This window comes from Fervidicoccus fontis Kam940 (assembly GCF_000258425.1).
Classification (GTDB): domain Archaea; phylum Thermoproteota; class Thermoprotei_A; order Sulfolobales; family Fervidicoccaceae; genus Fervidicoccus; species Fervidicoccus fontis.
Genome location: NC_017461.1, coordinates 869,068 through 887,430 on the forward strand (window position 1 = coordinate 869,068; position 18,363 = coordinate 887,430).

Below are 18,363 nucleotides of genomic sequence, written 5' to 3' on the forward strand. Positions count from 1 at the left end.
ATTAATCTAATGAGTTTTCTTCGCCTAAGATGTGCCTTTCGCTTGGGCTAGTAATGTTTTTAAGCCTCTCTGTTGCTTTTATTGAATCAAGAAATTCTGCGACACTCTTAGGTACGAGCTCCCTCCACTTGTCATTCTGCTCAGCCATATACCTTCTAATAAGAGTCCCATTGTATATTTCCCTCTTATACGGCTTTGGCACTATAACATTGAACCCTGCCTCCCTCAGTATTTGACTCACTATCGGGTTACCTATAAAAATTGCCTCTGAATGTGGTGAAGCGTAAATTGCGTGATGCGCAGATGCTATATGTATCTCAAGAGTTGGAAGAGCAGATGTTATGACCCTAGAGAGGTCAAAACCCGCCTCCTTCATGGCTAGCCTTATCATTTCTATCCTCTCTCCAGCGGTGAATGGGTTCCTCTCTGTGTGGCTTTCTGTGCTCATGCCTACTAAGAAGACGATTTCTTCATACTCTTTCAGAATGTTTTCTGCGACATATAAATGCCCTTTATGGAAGGGCTGAAACCTTCCGAAGAATATCGCTCTTCTCGGGAATTTCATAAGAATCACTTTTTGAACATAACGAATTGTTTATTAAATTTCAAGCTTAATAAAAACTTATGTTCCTCTCTCTGAATGGTGAAGGCTACGAAGCTTGTCGTGAGAAATGAGAAGATAGTGAAGGCTTTTGAGTGCTATAAAGAAAAAATAAAGGAATATAACAAAAAAGTCAGCGGAATGGGGTACTATCTAAAGCCTGTACATATAGTGACTAAAAAGGTTGGGGAAGAAATTAGAATATATAGATATTTTGGAAAGTACTGGTGGAAGATAGAGTATTTAGGCTTAAAAGGAAATAAGCCTGTAATAAAGTGGATATACATAGGAAAAAATAAGCCGATAGAATCCCTTCCAGATCCCCCGATCAACCCTCTAGAAGGATTTTCCTTTTACACATTAAAGGGGGACAAAGATCATATTTATGTGAGCGAAAGGACTTATACAAAATTTCAAAATAAAATAGAAAAAATATTGTTGGGAGAAAAAATCTGCTCTGATTAAATGCTTTTGTAGCAGAACCACCAATCGAAGCACTCATGCTTCTTTAGCCTTTCAGGTATATCATTTTTGTTGTCAACTGGACTTAATATTACCTTGTCTCCTATAAGCTCATTGTTCGGCCAGTTCGCAGGTATAGCAACTCCGTATTTATCGGAAGTCTGCAAACCTTTAACCATCCTTAAGATCTCATCGATGTTTCTTCCAAGCTCTTGCGGATAATAGAGGATTGCCCTTATAATGCCTTCTGGATCAATGATGAATACTGCTCTGACGGTTGATGATCCCTCGGCTTGGGCGTGGAGCATTCCGAATAGTGAGGCGACTCTTCCCGTGTTGTCGCCTATTATTGGAAAGGTTATCTCTATGCCGAACTTCTCCCTTATCCACTCATCCCATTTAATATGGCTGAATACCTGGTCAACGCTCAAGCCTATAAGCTGTACATTAAGCTCCTCGAACTGCTTTATCCTTTTTTGAAATGCTACAAACTCAGAAGTGCATACCGGCGTGAAATCTGCTGGATGGCTGAATAGCACTACCCATTTACCCTTAAAGTCGTCTGGAAACTTGATCCTTCCATATGTTGTCGATGCCTCAAAAGATGGCGCTTTTTCTCCTATTTTTGGCATTACGTTCACATTTGAACTCATTTTTCCACCAAATAATAATCATTTATAATTTTTAAAAAGATATGGTATATATTTTTAATTCGATAACTCTATATATGCTTTCATATATATCCAGTAAAGATGTGAAAAAGTTCTTTGAAAAGTTTGCATTTTAAAAAAATTTATAAAAAATTAAAATTAATATTTAAATGATCAAATAATTTAATGTGAGGAATGCAAACATGGTACTTCTTGGAAAAAGCAGAAATGAGGCGTCCAATCTTCTCTTAAACGGTGAGCTTACTGTTTCCGTTTTTGGCTTGGGCAAAATGGGTCTCCCCCTTGCTCTGGTTTTCGCAAGCAAAGGAGCTAAAGTATACGGGGTGGATCTCAATGAAAATGTCGTTGAAATGGTAAACAGAGGGGAAAACCCGATTAGCTTTGAGCCCGGGGTTGGAGAGCTCCTGGAAAAGGCCGTCAAGGAAAAAAGACTTACCGCTGTAACAGATGGGGCACTGGCCTCATCTAAAAGTGATCTGATAGTACTGCTTGTCCCAGTATATGCAAATGCGAAAGGAATTAGAATGGAGCTTATGGAAAAGGCTATAGATGAAGTCTCAAATGGGATCAGAAAAGGGGCTATAGTAGTAACAGAGACTACATTGCCTCCAGGAACTACGGAATCTTTTATACCTAAAATTGAGAATGTATCTGGATTCAAGGCAGGGATTGATTTTGGAATTGCTCATGCGCCTGAGAGGACTATGAGCGGGAGGGTGATAAAGGATATTACTGAGAGCTACCCCAAAATCATCGGCGCTATTAATGAAGCTACGTTAGAGCCGCTGATCGGAATCTACTCAGCAATAAATAAAAAGGGGGTTGTTCCTGTATCAAGCATAAGAGTTGCCGAGGCCGTGAAGGTCTTTGAGGGGGTTTACAGAGATGTTAATATTGCTCTTGCAAACGAGCTAGCTCTGATCTCTGAAAGGCTTGGCATAAACGTGAATGAGGCTATTGATTCCGCTAATACTCAGCCATATAGCCACATACACAGACCTGGTGCTGGCGTGGGAGGACACTGTATAGGTGTATATACATGGTTTCTCATTCATTCATTCCCAGAACTTTCAAAAATAATGAAGATTGCGAGGGAGACAAATGATAGCATGCCTCTGCATATAGTTGAGTTAACTGTTAAAGCTCTCAACCTTGTAAGAAAGCCTGTAAATGGAGCTAGAATTATTGTATTTGGATTGAGCTATAGAGGTGGGATTAAGGAAACGATAAACTCGCCGAGCTTTCCGCTAATCAATGAGTTTTTGAAGTGGGGGGCAAATGTTGAAGTCTACGACCCGTACTTTTCTAATGAAGAGATCATGAGTTATGGATTTAAGCCGTTTAACGGAAACTTTGAGGGGGCAGATGCAGTTGTTGTGGTAACAGATCACCCACAGTTCAAAGAAGTTGACTTAAGAGATCTTAAGGATAAGATGGCTACTCCAATTATAATTGATGGAAGATACATATATGCGACTGCAAAGGGAATCGAAAATTTCATTTACGCGTCACCTGGAATCCAGATTAGGTGCCCGAAGAGCTTTCAATAGAAACCAAAATTTTCCTTTTGGCCTAATTTTAGCCTAAAAAGAGTGTCCCATTAAATTCGATCAATTATTTTCCTTATCTATTTGGCTTAAATTTTAATTTAATGTAGGTGAGGAAGATTGAGATCTATTACCTTGGCCCTTTACTAAACCCATATAAACAACCAGAGTAAAATCTTTAATATATAATGCTCACAATAAGATTAATGTCTTATATAAACTGCTATAGGGAATTTGCTACAGTATAATATTTAAAAGAGCCCAATCCCGTTTGATTGCTTCAAAGTTCGTATTGAGAAGATAAAAATCGGTGATTCTGTTGAATCCTCTATTAGGAATTAAAGAATATGTAGAGTGGCTTGAAGAGAGGGAGCTCTTGGTCAGAGTTAAAGAGCCGCTTTCTCCTATTCTTGAAATACCTTACTTTTTGAGAAAAGTTATGTACTCAAGCGGTCCAGCTGTTTTATTTGAAAGCGTAAAGGGGTTTGAAGGATGGAGAGTTTGCGGGAATCTCTTTCCTAGTGTTTTCACTATTTCTTCTGCACTTGGCATAAATAGCTTTGAAGAAATTTCGGAAAGGCTTATATCTCTTATTACACATCAGCAAGCTCAAGGCATCACTGAAAAGATTAAAGCATTTAGCGATGCAAGCAAACTATTAGGCTACTTTCCTAAGAAGGTGAACAAAGCTGAATTCGAGGAAAAGGTTATCGAGGGCAAGGATAATCCGTTGGATAAGATACCGTTTTTTAAGACATGGCCTATGGATGGGGGAAGATATGCGACATTCCCAATGGTGATAACAAAGGATCCTGCAAAAGGAATCATAAATATGGGAGTGTATAGAGTAATGATTGTAAACGGCAGAAAGGGAATAATCCACTGGCAAGTACACAAGAGGGGAGCTATGGCATATTCGGTGACGAAAGAAATGAAAGCAAAAGAAATGCCAGTGGCGATAATTATCGGAAGCGATCCTGGCACGATGATCTCAGCCGTATCTCCTGTTCCATATCCTATTGACAAGATGCTGTTTGCAGGAATGGTTAGAGGAAGGGGAGTTGAGCTGTTTGAGCTCGATAACGGCATACCGGTTCCGTCCAATTCGGAAATTGTAATCGAGGGAAGCGTGAGGGTGGATGAGCTTGCAAGCGAAGGCCCGTTTGGGGATCACTGGGGGTATTATGATACTCCAACAGAAATGTACCCAGTTTTCACTGTAGAGAGAGTTTACATGAGAGAAAACCCGATCTATTACGGAAGCGTTACGGGTCTTCCCCCGCTTGAAGATGCTGTCATGGGAAAAATCGTTGAGAAGATGTTTAAGCCTTTCATAAAGCTCCTCCTTCCAGAAGTAGTTGACATAAGCTATCCTGTATATGGGATCTTTCAGGGAATGGTTGTAGTTTCGATTAAAAAGAGGTACCCAGGGCAGGCTAAAAAGGTGATGAATGCTCTTTGGGGCTTAGCCCAGTCCTCTCTTACAAAAATTGTAATTGTAGTTGATGAAGACATTGATGTGAACAACTTAGATAAGGTGATATGGGCTGTTTCCAGTAATGTAGAACCGCAGAGGGATGTGGTGGTAATTCCTTACACGCATACAGATGCTCTCGATCCTGCGAGTATATCACATTCTTACGGTGGGAAGCTCGGCATTGATGCCACTAGAAAGCTTCCTGAAGAGAACTTCGGTAGGGAGTGGCCTAAAATTGTTGAAGATGATAAAAATGTGAAGGAAAAAATTGATCCTCTTGTTGAAAAACTGCTTAAAAGCTTTAAGGGGTTGGATAGATTTTGAGCCTAAAATGGGATCCTGGAGAAGTTAAGAAGAAAAGCTCACTAAATGCAATTTTAAAGCTACTAAGAATAGAGCACACTCTTCTCGATCTTCCTTTCACATATGCTGGAATGGCTCTTACCCACTATCCCATTACGTTAAGAGAAGTGGTGCTCGCCACTTTTGCAGTAATTGGGCTAAGAATAGCTGGAATGACCTACAACAACATAGCAGATGCAGATATAGATAGAAAGAACCCAAGGACTGCTAGGAGACCTTTACTCACTGGGGATGTAAGCTTCAGAGATGCTTGGATCCTTGTAGCTTTAGGAAGTTTGATCTATTTCGCCTCTGCATTTTTCCTCAGCTTTTATGCTTTCATCTTATCTCCTATTTTATATATAGTTATTATGACCTACCCGTTTGCAAAGAGGTTTCACCCGTTTCCCCACCTTCACCTAGGTTTGTCCCTCGCTCTTATAGTATTCGGAGGCGCTATTGCAACTTCCGGAGAATATGTCAATAATTTAATGGAGGCAATTGAATCTGTCCCATGGACATATTTTTTCGCTGTGCTCTTCTGGGGGAGCGGCTTTGATGCTATATACAGCATAATGGATGAGGAGTTTGATAAAAGCATGAAGCTCGGAAGCGTTGCAGCAAGGTTCGGGAGCAGGGGCGCACTGATGTTTTCCCTTGCAAATTACATAATCTCGTCTTTATTTCTCCTAATTGCTTGGAGGCTATATAACTTGGGGCTTTTAACCTTGGCATCAATGATCATTTCGATCTTTATTATGTTTTACCAAGTTGCATCATGCTTCATTGACATAAAAAATGTTCCCAAGGCCTTTAACTTAAATTTAATAGTAGGAGTGATAGTTTCTATATGCATCCTAATAGACTTGCTTCTTTAATTTTAAAGCCTAGACAAGCTGTTTTGGGGTTTCATAAAAGTTTATAGGGACTGATATTGATTAACTGATTTGAGATAGAGAATATATTCCTCAAATACTGTGCGCGTGAAATCCCCAAAGCCACATGTAGAACCAAGAAGGGATGCACCAACTAATATAAACTTATATAGGATTTGAACCTCATTTTTATAAGTAAATGCAAAATATATAAATTAGCTTTTAAAATTCTTCAACTATATATAATTCCAGAGAAAACTTGTAATTTACAACTGAAACCCTCGCCCTTTAAGGCAGGAGGAGGTCAGCATAATAAATCCAAAGATATCTTTTCCTCTTTCAACTGAACCCTTAGTTCTTCAAACATAAATGATGTATAACTGTAAACTTTGACATTTTCTAATTGACGAAATTAAAAATATTTATAAGTCTTAAAAATCAAGTTTTTAGTTCAAGAAGGATTTGTCAATTCGCTGGAGGATAATAATGTCAATGCCTTTTCAGAGCAAAAGACAGATCGCTATTGGACAAGCCTCAATAATTATTTTCTCGATAGCAGCTGGATTTTTGGGGAGGAGCGGCGCTGTATATTGGCTCTTCATAATACTCTACTTTATCTTGTACATGATAATAATGACTAAATTTGGACAACCAAAGCTTCCTAATACCGCAAAGGCAGATTTAATTTCTAAAGGAAAGGTACTGTTTGAGGAAAACAAGGCAATGGAAGTTGCTAGCACTGACAGGCAATATGTAGTAGAGATGCAGGATCAGCTTAAAATGCTTCAATTTACAACTCTCTTCTCCTTTCTTGTACTGATATATTTCTTTATAGCAATAGGACCTGTAACATCTCTTATAGCTCCAAAGTTCTCTAATGAGAAGATTGGGTATTCCGTCTCATATTTTATTTTGTTTGAAGGTAGCTTTTTGCTGAGCATTTTTGGTCAGTACCTTTCAGTAAGAAATTACAGTAGGAGTGGAAAGAAATTCGTTACTATTAACATGCCAAGAACATTTTTCGTTACAAGCGAAGGAATAGTGCTCAAGGGAATGATGAGCTCAACAGGTCTAAAGTTTCCTTTAACTGCCTACAAGATAGTTCTTAATGAAGAGAGAAAGTTCGTTGAACTGGTTAATGAGACGCAAAAGGCAATAAATAAGATCAGGCTGTATACGAAAAGTCCAAATAAGCTTTACGAGGTAATTTCAAATAAAAATAGCTCTGCTGATGAGAAATAGAATGAAAATAATTAGACTTATTTTTAAAGCAATGATGATAAATTACTAGCGGAGCGGATGCAATGAAGTCACCTGTCTCAGCTGAGTTGTATCCATTATAAATACAATTTGGATCGATTTTTTGAAAGAGACTAAAAGTTTTACATCAAATTGCTAAGTAGCTTTCCTCTTTTTTATACTATCTTCTAATCGGTCTGAAACAATATGGTATTTCCGCATTTTGTAATTAAGATTTTCTTTATTTTTCATTACAAATAATATTCAGAACAGTAATATTTGGGCTTATTTGTTTGCTAAATTTTTGTGGCATTATCTTAAAATATAATTATGTAAAAAATTTTCTTGAAATTTTACAATATATATTATATTTTATTTATAACAGCAATAATGGTAAATGTTTATGATACTTGACAGTAGTATAGAAGAAAAGTTAAGGACTTTAAAAAGACTGGATGGAGTAATAGACTTTTCAAAATCCTCCGTTCAAATTGAAATAGTCTTCCTATTCTTAATTTATGGAAGGGATCTCACTCCCACTGAAATTTCCGAAAGTGCAAATGAAAGGAGGAAGGCTGTTTTAGATGCCCTTAGAAAGCTTCAGCTTAAAGGGATAGTGAAGAAAGTAGGAGAAAAGGATGGAGAGCCTCTTTATGGTCTAAGCGAAGAGGGAAAAAAGTATTCTGAGGAGCTGTTGAGAGCTTTAGGTTTAGAAGGATTCAAATTGGCTTCACATGTGAGCGAAGAGGAGAGCATAAGAGAAAGACTAATCGTCCAAAAGAAAATAATTGAGGCCAATTACATATATAATGCCATATGTTACCTAGCGACTTCAAAGGATCAAACATTAAGCTTGAAAACTATAAGCAGGCTTCTCAATCTGAGTGAAGAGAGGGCAAAAGAATATTTGGATATATATTCAAGACCTCCTGAGAGGCTGTTCAGGAAGATAATAAAGCCAGATACAAGAGAAACTTACTATAAGCTAGAAAAGGAAGGTCTTTCAATTTTTTATAGAACACAGAACTATCTGAGTTTTAAAAATAGTCCTATATATAAGTTAAAGCAAAAGCTTTATGCAAAAATTCCCCATCCAAACAATTTGAAAAGACTTTTTTCAATTTCTTCATTCTTATCTTTTCTTTTATCGTTTTTACTCTCAATTTTAAATCTTTGTTCTCTCTTTTTTTCTGTACTGATGTTTGTGCTTGGTTCAGTAGTCTTTGTCATTAAAGAAGTTATTTTCTAGCTTTCCGCGATCGTTTAAGTACTTCAAGTAAGCACTACTTAGCTTTTCTGCAATTTTTTCTGCATTAAAATCGTCCCTGACCCTAAATAGAAGAATATTTTTATTTATAACAAGACCTATGTACTTCTCCTTCAATCTATCGCCGCCTAAAACGAAGTATAAACCTTCTTTCAAAGGAACAGAAGTTAGATCGGAAATCTTTTCAATCTCATCATCATAGTATTCAGGAGGCCAATATGTAATGATTCCCTCTTCAAGCCTCAATAGGTAGACGGCAAGTATTATCTCTCCGTCAACTAAAGACTTCAAGAACTCTTGGCTTTTTTTCTGCATTTTTTCACCAATTCTTCATCGAATTGCTCAGTTTAAATATTAAGCTAAAACGGCGACTATCCGTCGAAAATCAAGCGATCTCCAATTTTCACTCTCAGTCGCCAAAAATCTTTCTGTTTATTTATAAAAAAGCTGAGGTTATTTTTGCCCTTAAAGGGGTGAGAGAAAGAAATGGGTAAGAAAAGAGGAATTGTAGGTATAGAGGCGGCCATCGTATTAATAGCATTCGTCATAGTAGCTGCTGCCTTAGCATTCGTGGCTCTGAACATGGGACTCTTCACTACTCAGAAAGCGAAGGAGACGATAAGTCAAGGTCTCGGAGAAGCCAGTACCGCACTTGAAGTAGATGGATATGTTGTCGGCATAAGTAATGGAACAACCGTAAACACAGTTTCAATACCTATAAGGACATCGGCAGGCGTCTCTAGCGTAGACTTAGCACCAAGTAGAACCTCTATTGATGCAATTGTAGGAAATCAATCGTTTGAGAACATCTATAAAGCGATATTCTACGTATATCCTAATGGGACTCTTGCATATGCTAACAATGGAACTCTTACAAATCTAACAACTGACTTTTCAACACATAACTTAACAGCTGATATTGAAAGTGTACTTGGAAGCCCATCGACCCCAACCGCATACGTTGTGATAATTCAGAACGTTAACTATAATTCAGTCTTAGAAACCGGCGAAAAGGCAGTTGTTTTGATCGACTTAGAAAATAATGGATTAGGACCATACGGACAACTATCTGTTGAGATAAGACCACCAGAAGGGGCACCTCTTACAGTAGAGAGGAATATGCCTGCTAACATTCCAGCAGGAGCAGTCAACCTAGGGTGATGAGAAATGAAGGAGTGGCCGCCAATCAAATATTTTTTTTAATTTAAATTCAAACTCACTCCCTTCAGTTGGAAAGAGGAGAATAGCGGTGGTAATGGTGATAGGTATCGCGATATTTATATTGGGAGTAATACTGATGTTTTTTAGTGTTAGGAACAAAGGGCTTTCCTTTTTCGCTTTTCTTGTATTTGGTTGCTTGTTGGCTTATATCGGGGGTCATATAGCTATCGTAGGGGCTTTCTCTCTTTCGAATAAACGCGGTGCAGGTAATTCATGAGCAAAAGTAATGAAAATGGGGAGTGGGTTTGCTCCTGCCCAATATGCAGGAGGATAGTTTACCCATTATTAAAAAAGAAAAAGAAGGTGAAAGAAAAGGTGGAAAAGGAACCTACTCAAAATGAGAAGAACAGCATAGATAGTTTGAAAGAAGTGGTAGATGCTTTAAAGGAAAGCGTAGCAGAGCTTAAAGCAACTATAGGTGACCTTTCTAATCCGCTTTTTTCTCTTTCTTCAGAAGCTAAGCAAAAAGAAGCTAAAGAGGTTGAAAAGAGCACAGAAAAACAAGTTCAGATGCCTAAAGAGGAAATTAGAGAGAATAAAGAAGAGGTAGAAGAGGTAAAAACACCGGTTAAAAGAAGAGAACCAGTTCTCTTTAAAGAGACAGTAAAAATGCTAAAGATACTTTACTCACTTTCAGAGAAAATGCCAGGCGACATGATAGACGACTATATATCATTAATGAAGGAGATAGGCATAAGCGAGGAAAAAACTCTCGATGTGATAAGGCTTCTAAATCAAATAGTTCAAAAGGGGATAAAGTCGAACATATCGCTTCAAGATCAGTTGCTTTCTATATACATATTATCGAAGGCAATGGGATTTTCAGAACCTGAAATTGAAGAAGAAGTGGCACAGATACTAATAGATTATATAAAGAAGGGAGACAAGCAGGGTTGAGCAGGGATCTTAGTTGGGCGAATCAACAACTATAACACATGCACTTTTGACAATTGCTGCAATAACAATAGCATCTATATTCGCATTTGTTATGATATCTAAGATTTCTGCCATAAATAGTAGCATTACCCAGATGATAAGCTCAAACGTAAATAATATGGAGAGTAGTATAACTATTATAGATTTTTTCTATAATTCTTCTGGAGGATCTTTTGTGATATATGTAAAAAATGTCGGCACCTCCGACATTTCCCTTTCAGCCCTTCAAAATACTGACGTTTATATTGGAACTTATAATTCTCCTCTTACACTTTATACATATCTTTCCAGTGCCTATCCAGGGCACTGGAATTACACGCTTGCTATAGGGGGGAGCAATTCCTGGTCTGCTGGAAGCACAATTATTATTTATCTTTATAATCAAACCTCGATCTCTCCTCCCTACTATGTAAAGATAGTCCTTCCGATTGGAATAGGAAGTGAGCTGGTAGAGGGGGGATAGTTTGGGATTCAGTGTCACTGCAAGCGGAATCATTGTAATGGCAGTTTTAATAATTTCAGTTCTTTCTATGGTCTCGGTAATAATGAAGGGATATGGCATGATTACAAGTTCTATTGAAAGGAAGGCTTTAAGCTCTGTGAGATCCTCCCTCTCTATCACATATATAACCAATGTTACGGTTAATCAAAACAACCTAACCATGACTTTTATATTTTCCAACAACGGAAGCTGGTCATTTTGGGACTTCGACCATTTCGACTTCATTTTAATTTACACATCAAATAAAACAAATAGCGAGAGCTCTAAGGTTCTTGTCTACGGAAGAGATTGGAACATAACTGCCATACTGATAAATGGGGGTCTTGTAGAGCGGTTCAACGGGGTAGTCGATCCGAGCGAATCTGGTATAGTGTACGCTTCTCTTCCGCCTGATATAAGTTTTTCTCAGCCCATAACTATTGTTTTTGTGAATCAGTATGGATTTAAGGCTTCATATACCTTCTATTCAGGTGTATAATTAATGAAAACCACTGTTTCAACGGGAAATGATGAGTTAGATGTAAGGCTTCAAGGAGGGCTTCCTTACCCCAGCTTAATACTTATAGAAGGAGAGCAAGGAACCTCTAAGACTGTCTTAGCACAGCAATTTGTCTATGGAGCTTTAAGAGATGGGCTTAGAGGAATTGTATTAGAGACAGAGATGCCTTCAGTAGATTTCCTGAGGAAAATGAAGCTCCTTAAGATGGACATAGTAGACTACGTAATAAAGGGCAAAGTACGTTTGCATTCGATCCTTTCCAAAAATTTGGAAATAAACGATGTGGTGCTTTCAAATGCATTGACAGTTTTTGAAAAGTACATTAATTCTAAGCTAGATAACTTTGACTTCCTTGCGATAGATTCATTGTCTATGCTTGTAAAGTTTGCAAAGTACAGCGAAGTGCTAGAGTTTTTCTCTAACCTAAAGAAGATCTCAACAAGCGGAAAGCTGATCTTTGCCACGATGCACTCTAGTATATTAAGCGAAGACATTCTCACAAAGCTGAGGGCTTTTTGTGACGGTTACATAAAGCTTGGGATATCTAACATAGGCGGAAGGAGCGTAAAAGTCATGAACATAGTTAAGCTCAGAGGAGCGCCGACGAGTTTTGACTCAGTTATATCGTTTGATGTAGATCCCGCTTTTGGAATTAAGCTTGTTCCGATAGCATTGGCGAGGGCTTGAAAAGATGTCGTTTCTTCAAATAAGGAAAAAGAAGGGTATCGAAAATATATTAAAAAGCATTGGAAAAGAAGAGGTAGATTTCGGAGAAAGACCTCAATATTTGGAGGAATATGTAAAAAACGTTGAGAGCCAAATAGGAGAAAGACCACAGTTAGTTGAAAAGCTTAGCGGAGAAGCTAAAAAGCTGAGGGAATTCAATTTCATCTATCCGCTTGGAAACGGGATATTTGTCCACGTTACAAGCAGGCTGAAAAGCGAAAGCGGCTACAATAGATATATTGTAATTGAGCCGCCAAAGCCAGAAGCGAAGAAACTTTCGTTGATAGAGGAAGCTCTTGCATATCACATTTCAAGCGAGTTTACTCCCCAATCAAGCGAAGAAAAGAAGGCCATACTTTTGTATCTTCTAAATAAAATATTGGTTTCTAGAGGAAAAGCCAACGAAAAGGAAGAATTAAAACTAGCGAAGAAGGGTAAAGTTCTAGTAAAGGAAGGCGAAGAAAACTATATAAAATACCACGTAGTTAGAGAGAAGGTCGGAGTCGGTATCCTAGAGCCCTTTCTCAGGGATCCGTATTTAGAAGACGTATCGGCGAGCGGTATAGGCAACATATTCGTTGTTCATAAGATCTTCGGATCGCTTGAGTCAAATATGGGATTTTTAGGAGATGAAGAGCTGGATGAGTTTATAATAAAACTTGGTGAGAAAATAGGAAAGCCGATAAGCTCGGCAAGGCCTGTAGTAGACGCGACTCTTCCAGATGGAAGCAGGATAAATATAGTTTTCGGTTCTGATGTGAGCTTAAGAGGTAGCAACTTCACAATAAGGAGGGTTTCAAAATCGCCAATAAGTGTGACACAGCTGGTTGATTGGGGAACTTTTGATGCGAGAATTGCAGCTTATGTTTGGATGATGTTAAGAGAGGGGATGAGCCTGTTCGTTTGCGGGGAGACAGCAAGCGGGAAGACCACCAGCCTAAACGCAATAAGCGTTTTCATAAAACCGAACGCTAAAATAGTCTCAATAGAGGATACAGCCGAAGTGGTATTTCCTCATCCAAACTGGACTAGAGAGCTTACAAGAGATACGGGTCGACCTGAGAGTAGCGTAACCATGTTTGATCTTTTGAGGGCAGCGCTTAGACAGAGACCAAACTACATAATAGTTGGAGAAATAAGAGGAGCGGAAGGAAACATCGCATTTCAAGCAATGCAGAGCGTCAGCAGAGACACTCCAATAATGATAAAAAGGGAAGGGGAAAATGCCTTGCTTACAAATATAGGAGATTTCGTTGATAGCTACTATAAAGAAGGCGAAGAGGGAAAAAAGTTCGTAAAGGACGTAAGTGTTCTTTCTCTTTCTCCTAATGGGAAAATTATTTTCTCTCCTATAGAATATTTGCTGAGACACAGAGCAGAGGAGATCTATACAATTATCCTTGAAAACGGTTCTAACCTGAAAGTTACAGGCTCCCACAGCTTGTTTGTCTTCGACCCTTCAACGGTTCAAATTGTTCCGAAGCCAGTTTACAAGCTAAAAGAAGGAGATTATTTGATAAAGGCTGAGCTGAAAAAAGAAAGACCATTGCTTAGAAAAAGCGGCGGAGAAATAAGAGGAGGTGTCCTTGTTTTCGAGAGGGACCTTGGAGTCAGCAGTAAAATTGAGGAACTTTGGAAGGAAAGCTTGAGAGTCAGAAGGATGAATTCTATTCGTCTATCGATTTTAAATAAGATATTTGAGAGATTTAACATCATAGCTTCAGAGATCACGAGATTTGCTGGAGAAAACAGCTCAGAGCTTTATGATGTGGAAATTCCCGTTAATGGTATCATGAAGCTTTTCCTATCTTCGCTCTTTAACAAATTAAAAGGTCAGGCAAGGGAAAAAATGAAAAGGCTGTTTTACCTGCTCGAGAGCGATTTAGAGTTGGTTATGGTTAAAGAAATACGTAAAGAAAAATATGAGGGATTCGTATATGACGTTTCTGTTCCAGGTACTCAGCTATTTCTTGGCGGAGAAAGACCTTTTGCCCTCCATAACACAGGACATCCGGTTATGTCCACCTTCCACGCAGCAGACATTTCCAAACTTATTCAAAGGCTTACAAATCCGCCAATATCTATACCAAAAACGAATATGGATAACCTAAATATAGCGTGGTTCCAGAGCGCTGTTTATGTAAAAGGGTTTCCTGCCAGAAGAGTAATTAACATTAATGAAATCATAGGATACGATCCTGCTAGCGATGCAATTGCGACGATGCCTGTTTTCACCTGGGATCCTGTTGCTGATAGATTTCTGTTTTCAGGCAAGGGATCAAGCTATTTGCTTGAAGAAAAGATAGCTGTTATGAGAGGCATACCTAGAGGCAGGATAAATGAAATCTATGAAGAACTTGAGACCAGGAGAAGATATATTCAGGATCTTGTAGACCTTAAAGTTTTCGATTACGATAGAGTCTTCAAGGCTGTGATATATGCAGAAAATGTTGGTATTGAAAAAGCTCTAAGAGATCTAGAAAGCGGAAGGATTTCGTTTTGAATAAGGTGGTCGAATGAAGCTAAATAGGGAAGAAGCAGTATTCCTCTCTTTGGGAATTGCGGGGATATTAGCTGGAGTTGTCCTTTTTTTGATGATAAAAACAACATTGTTCTCTATTATTTCAGGAATAATACTTTCAGCTTCCATTATTGGGGGGATTATTTACCCCATTTTTCTCAGACCTAGGTTAGGATCTACAGAAGTCGATGCAGACTTTACCTTTTTACTCCAGCACTTGCTGAGCGTCTCTACAGGCAATCCCCCTAGGTCATCTCTATTTGAGGTCGTAAGCAAAGAGAACATATATCCAAAATACTCACCGATTTTTTTAAAGATTTATAAGCTTGGAAAGGAGTGGGGATATAGCTTTCCGCAGGCATGCAGACTTGTCGGAAAAGAAGTAGGCAATAAAGTTCTTAAGGAGTTTCTATCAAGACTCAGCATAGTGCTTTCTGTAGGAGAAGATGTTGAGCAGTTTTTGAGAACAGAGCTCTCCTCTATATTAAATATATATGAGACACAGTACATGAGGACCATAGAAGCCATGAACGTATTTCTCGGAATATATACAAGCCTCTTGGCAGCAAGTGTGTTCATGCTAGCCAACTTTCTGCTTTTAGCTTTCTTCTTCGGTGGGGATATAAGCATGGTCACTATGAGCTATGCTTTCGTAATAGCTACAATAGGCATAGTAGCTCTAGTACTCTACATAACAGTTCCACAGGAGGCCTTTGAGAATAAGCTTGAGCCTAGACCTAGGGCTTATGCTGTGACCAACATATTATCTATAGCAATTACCTTGACTTTTTCTGTTGCCTTTTTATTTTTAGCTTTAAAACACATGCTCAGCTTCTATAGCATAGGGATATTGCTTATAGCATATGGCGCCTTCCTTTACATTCCAGGAAGGATTGCAAAAGGGATTGAGAATCTAATCGAAAACATTGACGATTTCTTTCCGGTTTTTATTAGAAGCTACTCCCTTAACTATGAAACAATACCAAATCACGCAAAAGCTTTAAAGCCTATGTTGCTTGTAGAACTGGGAAAGCTGAGCAAAATACTTAAAAATCTTTATGCAAGGCTCATGAATGGTATAAACCCTCAGATAGCATGGATGATGATGGCGGCTGAGACAAGGAGCGAGCTTGCTAGGAGGTTTTTGAAGATCTTTGAAGATACGATCGAGAAGGGAGGAAAGATATCCCAGGTCGGTGCTAGCATAAGCGGTCACTATAATACTATAGTTGGCCTTAGGAGGAATAGGCTTCAGGTCGCAAAGACGTTTGAAATGACGACATACATAATGCAGGGAGCAATAGTTGTTATCAACATATTCGTTTCGAGCCTTCTGCAGGGCTTTTCGCAAATGCTTTCATCCATGCGGTCTTCAATTCCAGGAAATGTTTTTGGAATAATGTTCGGTAGCAACATATCCATTCAACTAGTTATGATATTTGCCACGGTTTTTTCTTTCGCGACTGCACTTTTGAATGCACTTTCAATAAACAAAGTGACTCCAGGAGTCTCAAAAAGCTTTTGGTATTACTTTTCTATATTGCTGGTTGCTACTGGTGCTGGAATTATTGCAGGAGAATTCATGATAAGCTATATACTGAATTCTGCTCTGCAGGGAATGACAAATTTAATTTAAAAAATTAAAATTTCGGTCTTTTCTGTGCAACTTTATCCCTTGCATTCGAAATTATTGAGTCTATCTTTTCTAAGAAGTCCGGAGGTAATTTTTTGAATATGGGTTGCGGTTGCCTTATGCTCTTCCCGGATTCAAGCTTTTCCTGAATTATTCTCCTCAGACCTCCTTCCTTAGGACCATTGATATTTAAAATTGAGTAAAAAGCCTCCGATGATGATGGAGTTATAGGCCAGAGCAAAGTCATTAGAACATTCACATAATTTAACATGTTGTAAATAATAGTGCCTGCTCTCTCTCTGCTCTCTTTAATTTCGTCCCACGGTGCTTGAGAATTGAGATACTGGTTTCCCCTTCTGGCCATTTCCAATATCTTATCGCTTGCAAGTTTAAGCTTAGCGTTGCTATAAGCAGCGATCGCCTCATTGTAAAATCTTTCCATATCATTTAAAAGTTTAATATCCTCTTCGCTCAGCTTTGATTGATTTGGTACAGAGCCATTGAAGTTCTTGTATGTAAATGTCAGAACCCTGTGTACAAGGTTGCCTATATCGTCGTTCAGTTCTGAGTTAATTATTCTGTAGAACTCACTCCAGCTGAAGTTTGTATCCTTAGCTTCTGGCCTCATTCGTATAAGTGCAAATCTCCAGTAATCTGCTGGGAGAATCTCGAGCGCTTCATCTGCCCAGACTCCAATCCCTCTGCTTTTGCTGAACTTCTCTTCTTGAAATAGAAGATATTCTGTAGCGCTTATCTTCCAAGGCAGAGGATAACCTTCTCTAGAGGCGATCAGCATTGAAGGGAATATTATCGCATGAAATGGGATGTTGTCTTTTCCAATAAAGTATATGGTTTTTGTGTTTTTGTCCTTCCACCACTTTTCAAATTCATCGCTCCTTCCTATTTTTTCGAAGTGCTCCTTAACAGCACTTATATATCCTAACAGTGCGTCGAACCATACATAGATAGTCTTTCCCTCAGCACCGGGAAAAGGTGCAGGGACTCCCCAGGAAACATCTCTTGTTATACTTCTTTCTTTCAATCCTTCTGCCACCCAATTAATGCTGTAGTTCTTAACATTGTCGTCAAGCTCATCGTTGTTCTTTAGCCATTCCAAAAGCTCATTTTGAAGCATGTCCATTTTGAAAAACCAGTGCTCAGTCTCCTTGTATATTGGCTTTGAGCCGCAGAAGACACAATGCGGATTTATAAGCTCGGTAGGAGTCAGCAATCTACCACAGTTATCGCACTGATCTCCTCTCGCTTTTTCATAGCCGCAATATGGACAGGTGCCTTCTATGAACCTGTCTGCAAGAAAGATCTTGTCAACTGGGCAATAAGGAAGCAACTCCTTCTTTTTAACTATATAACCGTTTTCATATAATTTCATGACGAAATCTCTAACAAAATTTATGTGTACAGGATTGTGAGTTCTCGAATAATTTGTGAATGTGATTTCCCAATCGTTAATCAGTTTAGTTACATAGCTATGCATCGCATCAGTCATTAACTTCGGTTCTATCCCTTTCTTTTTAGCTTCTACTTCTATGGGGGAGCCGTGCTCATCACTTCCGCTTACATATACAGCATCCTCTCCCAATAGCTTTAAAAATTTAAAGTAGACGTCTCCTGAAAGCAAGCTACCTATCATTGTTCCAAGATGAGGAACGTTATTAACGTATGGCCATGCAGCGCAGACAACGTATTTTCCCATTTCAACCCGCCATTTAGTTTCTAGTTTTTAAAATGTTATTTCATTGTTATTTTAAAAACTTATTTATTAAAATATGAAGTAATTAGCTACGAAAAGCTTACTTTATAATAAAAATTAGCTAAAAATCTCA

The 18,363-nt window shown here is 38.5% G+C and carries 16 protein-coding genes and 2 pseudogenes; 14 read left to right on the plus strand and 4 right to left on the minus strand.

Annotation, left to right across the window (positions count from 1 at the left end; genetic code table 11):
* Position 1: 1 nt before the first annotated feature.
* Positions 2 to 565, minus strand: a complete 564-nt coding sequence (locus FFONT_RS04530; RefSeq protein ID WP_014558052.1) for a nicotinamide-nucleotide adenylyltransferase — start codon at positions 563 to 565, stop codon at positions 2 to 4.
* Between the two features lie 75 nt (positions 566 to 640).
* Here FFONT_RS04530 and ubp point away from each other — a divergent pair, with 75 nt between their 5' ends.
* Positions 641 to 1,066 carry a UBP family nucleoid-associated protein gene (gene ubp / locus FFONT_RS04535; protein WP_014558053.1) on the plus strand — a complete coding sequence of 142 codons (426 nt, stop codon included), beginning with the start codon at positions 641 to 643 and terminating at the stop codon, positions 1,064 to 1,066.
* Here ubp and FFONT_RS04540 read toward each other — a convergent pair.
* Complete coding sequence (locus tag FFONT_RS04540) at positions 1,063 to 1,716, minus strand: peroxiredoxin (protein WP_014558054.1); 654 nt, start codon at positions 1,714 to 1,716, stop codon at positions 1,063 to 1,065. The two genes, ubp and FFONT_RS04540, sit on opposite strands and share 4 nt — an antisense overlap.
* 200 nt (positions 1,717 to 1,916) lie before the next feature.
* On the opposite strand from FFONT_RS04540, the gene FFONT_RS04545 reads away from it, so the two are divergent.
* The 5 genes from FFONT_RS04545 (at position 1,917) to FFONT_RS04565 (ending at position 8,463) form a co-directional block, all read left to right on the plus strand.
* Positions 1,917 to 3,284 (plus strand): nucleotide sugar dehydrogenase, encoded by a 1,368-nt coding sequence (locus tag FFONT_RS04545; protein ID WP_014558055.1) that lies wholly within the window; start codon positions 1,917 to 1,919, stop codon positions 3,282 to 3,284.
* 307 nt (positions 3,285 to 3,591) lie between these two features.
* Positions 3,592 to 5,082 carry a UbiD family decarboxylase gene (locus FFONT_RS04550; protein WP_014558056.1) on the plus strand — a complete coding sequence of 497 codons (1,491 nt, stop codon included), beginning with the start codon at positions 3,592 to 3,594 and terminating at the stop codon, positions 5,080 to 5,082.
* Positions 5,079 to 5,978 (plus strand): UbiA-like polyprenyltransferase, encoded by a 900-nt coding sequence (locus FFONT_RS04555; protein WP_014558057.1) that lies wholly within the window; start codon positions 5,079 to 5,081, stop codon positions 5,976 to 5,978. Before FFONT_RS04550 ends, FFONT_RS04555 begins: the two co-directional genes overlap by 4 nt.
* A 483-nt stretch (positions 5,979 to 6,461) precedes the next feature.
* On the plus strand, positions 6,462 to 7,217 hold the full coding sequence (locus FFONT_RS04560) for a DUF2208 domain-containing protein (RefSeq protein ID WP_014558058.1): 756 nt from the start codon (positions 6,462 to 6,464) through the stop codon (positions 7,215 to 7,217).
* A gap of 400 nt (positions 7,218 to 7,617) precedes the next feature.
* A complete protein-coding gene (locus FFONT_RS04565; protein ID WP_014558059.1) occupies positions 7,618 to 8,463 on the plus strand; it encodes a hypothetical protein in 846 nt (281 codons plus the stop codon).
* Here FFONT_RS04565 and FFONT_RS04570 read toward each other — a convergent pair.
* Positions 8,428 to 8,796 carry a hypothetical protein gene (locus FFONT_RS04570; RefSeq protein ID WP_014558060.1) on the minus strand — a complete coding sequence of 123 codons (369 nt, stop codon included), beginning with the start codon at positions 8,794 to 8,796 and terminating at the stop codon, positions 8,428 to 8,430. The two genes, FFONT_RS04565 and FFONT_RS04570, sit on opposite strands and share 36 nt — an antisense overlap.
* Positions 8,797 to 8,967: 171 nt before the next feature.
* Between FFONT_RS04570 and FFONT_RS04575 the strand changes: the two genes are divergently transcribed.
* From FFONT_RS04575 to FFONT_RS04605, 8 genes and pseudogenes are all read left to right on the plus strand, one after another.
* Positions 8,968 to 9,642: an archaellin/type IV pilin N-terminal domain-containing protein gene (locus FFONT_RS04575; protein ID WP_014558061.1), complete on the plus strand. Its 675-nt coding sequence runs from the start codon at positions 8,968 to 8,970 to the stop codon at positions 9,640 to 9,642.
* 273 nt (positions 9,643 to 9,915) lie between these two features.
* Positions 9,916 to 10,599, plus strand: coding sequence for a hypothetical protein (locus FFONT_RS04580; RefSeq protein ID WP_014558062.1), 684 nt, complete (start codon positions 9,916 to 9,918; stop codon positions 10,597 to 10,599).
* Positions 10,600 to 10,612: 13 nt separating this feature from the next.
* Positions 10,613 to 11,101 carry a flagellar protein FlaG gene (locus tag FFONT_RS04585; RefSeq protein ID WP_014558063.1) on the plus strand — a complete coding sequence of 163 codons (489 nt, stop codon included), beginning with the start codon at positions 10,613 to 10,615 and terminating at the stop codon, positions 11,099 to 11,101.
* 1 nt (position 11,102) lies between these two features.
* Positions 11,103 to 11,618: a hypothetical protein gene (locus FFONT_RS04590; RefSeq protein WP_014558064.1), complete on the plus strand. Its 516-nt coding sequence runs from the start codon at positions 11,103 to 11,105 to the stop codon at positions 11,616 to 11,618.
* 3 nt (positions 11,619 to 11,621) lie between these two features.
* Positions 11,622 to 12,326 (plus strand): ATPase domain-containing protein, encoded by a 705-nt coding sequence (locus FFONT_RS04595; RefSeq protein WP_014558065.1) that lies wholly within the window; start codon positions 11,622 to 11,624, stop codon positions 12,324 to 12,326.
* 4 nt (positions 12,327 to 12,330) lie between these two features.
* Positions 12,331 to 13,545 (plus strand): annotated as a pseudogene (locus FFONT_RS07320) (type II/IV secretion system ATPase subunit); the annotation flags it as partial.
* A gap of 12 nt (positions 13,546 to 13,557) precedes the next feature.
* Positions 13,558 to 14,868, plus strand: a pseudogene (locus FFONT_RS07325) (Hint domain-containing protein); the annotation flags it as partial.
* 13 nt (positions 14,869 to 14,881) lie between these two features.
* Entirely contained in the window at positions 14,882 to 16,522 is a 1,641-nt protein-coding gene (locus tag FFONT_RS04605) for a type II secretion system F family protein (RefSeq protein ID WP_014558067.1), read from the plus strand.
* A gap of 4 nt (positions 16,523 to 16,526) precedes the next feature.
* Here FFONT_RS04605 and metG read toward each other — a convergent pair whose 3' ends face one another.
* Positions 16,527 to 18,233, minus strand: a complete 1,707-nt coding sequence (gene metG / locus FFONT_RS04610; RefSeq protein WP_014558068.1) for a methionine--tRNA ligase — start codon at positions 18,231 to 18,233, stop codon at positions 16,527 to 16,529.
* Positions 18,234 to 18,363 lie beyond the last annotated feature (130 nt).

Coding starts and splice junctions, on each gene's coding strand:
- FFONT_RS04545 (WP_014558055.1), top strand. CDS start 1,917: ATGGTACTTCTTGGAAAAAGCAGAAATGAGGCGTCCAATCTTCTCTTA.
- FFONT_RS04560 (WP_014558058.1), top strand. CDS start 6,462: ATGTCAATGCCTTTTCAGAGCAAAAGACAGATCGCTATTGGACAAGCC.
- FFONT_RS04570 (WP_014558060.1), bottom strand. CDS start 8,796: ATGCAGAAAAAAAGCCAAGAGTTCTTGAAGTCTTTAGTTGACGGAGAG.
- FFONT_RS04530 (WP_014558052.1), bottom strand. CDS start 565: ATGAAATTCCCGAGAAGAGCGATATTCTTCGGAAGGTTTCAGCCCTTC.
- FFONT_RS04565 (WP_014558059.1), top strand. CDS start 7,618: ATGATACTTGACAGTAGTATAGAAGAAAAGTTAAGGACTTTAAAAAGA.
- metG (WP_014558068.1), bottom strand. CDS start 18,233: ATGGGAAAATACGTTGTCTGCGCTGCATGGCCATACGTTAATAACGTT.
- ubp (WP_014558053.1), top strand. CDS start 641: ATGGTGAAGGCTACGAAGCTTGTCGTGAGAAATGAGAAGATAGTGAAG.
- FFONT_RS04575 (WP_014558061.1), top strand. CDS start 8,968: ATGGGTAAGAAAAGAGGAATTGTAGGTATAGAGGCGGCCATCGTATTA.
- FFONT_RS04540 (WP_014558054.1), bottom strand. CDS start 1,716: ATGAGTTCAAATGTGAACGTAATGCCAAAAATAGGAGAAAAAGCGCCA.
- FFONT_RS04605 (WP_014558067.1), top strand. CDS start 14,882: ATGAAGCTAAATAGGGAAGAAGCAGTATTCCTCTCTTTGGGAATTGCG.
- FFONT_RS04580 (WP_014558062.1), top strand. CDS start 9,916: ATGAGCAAAAGTAATGAAAATGGGGAGTGGGTTTGCTCCTGCCCAATA.
- FFONT_RS04595 (WP_014558065.1), top strand. CDS start 11,622: ATGAAAACCACTGTTTCAACGGGAAATGATGAGTTAGATGTAAGGCTT.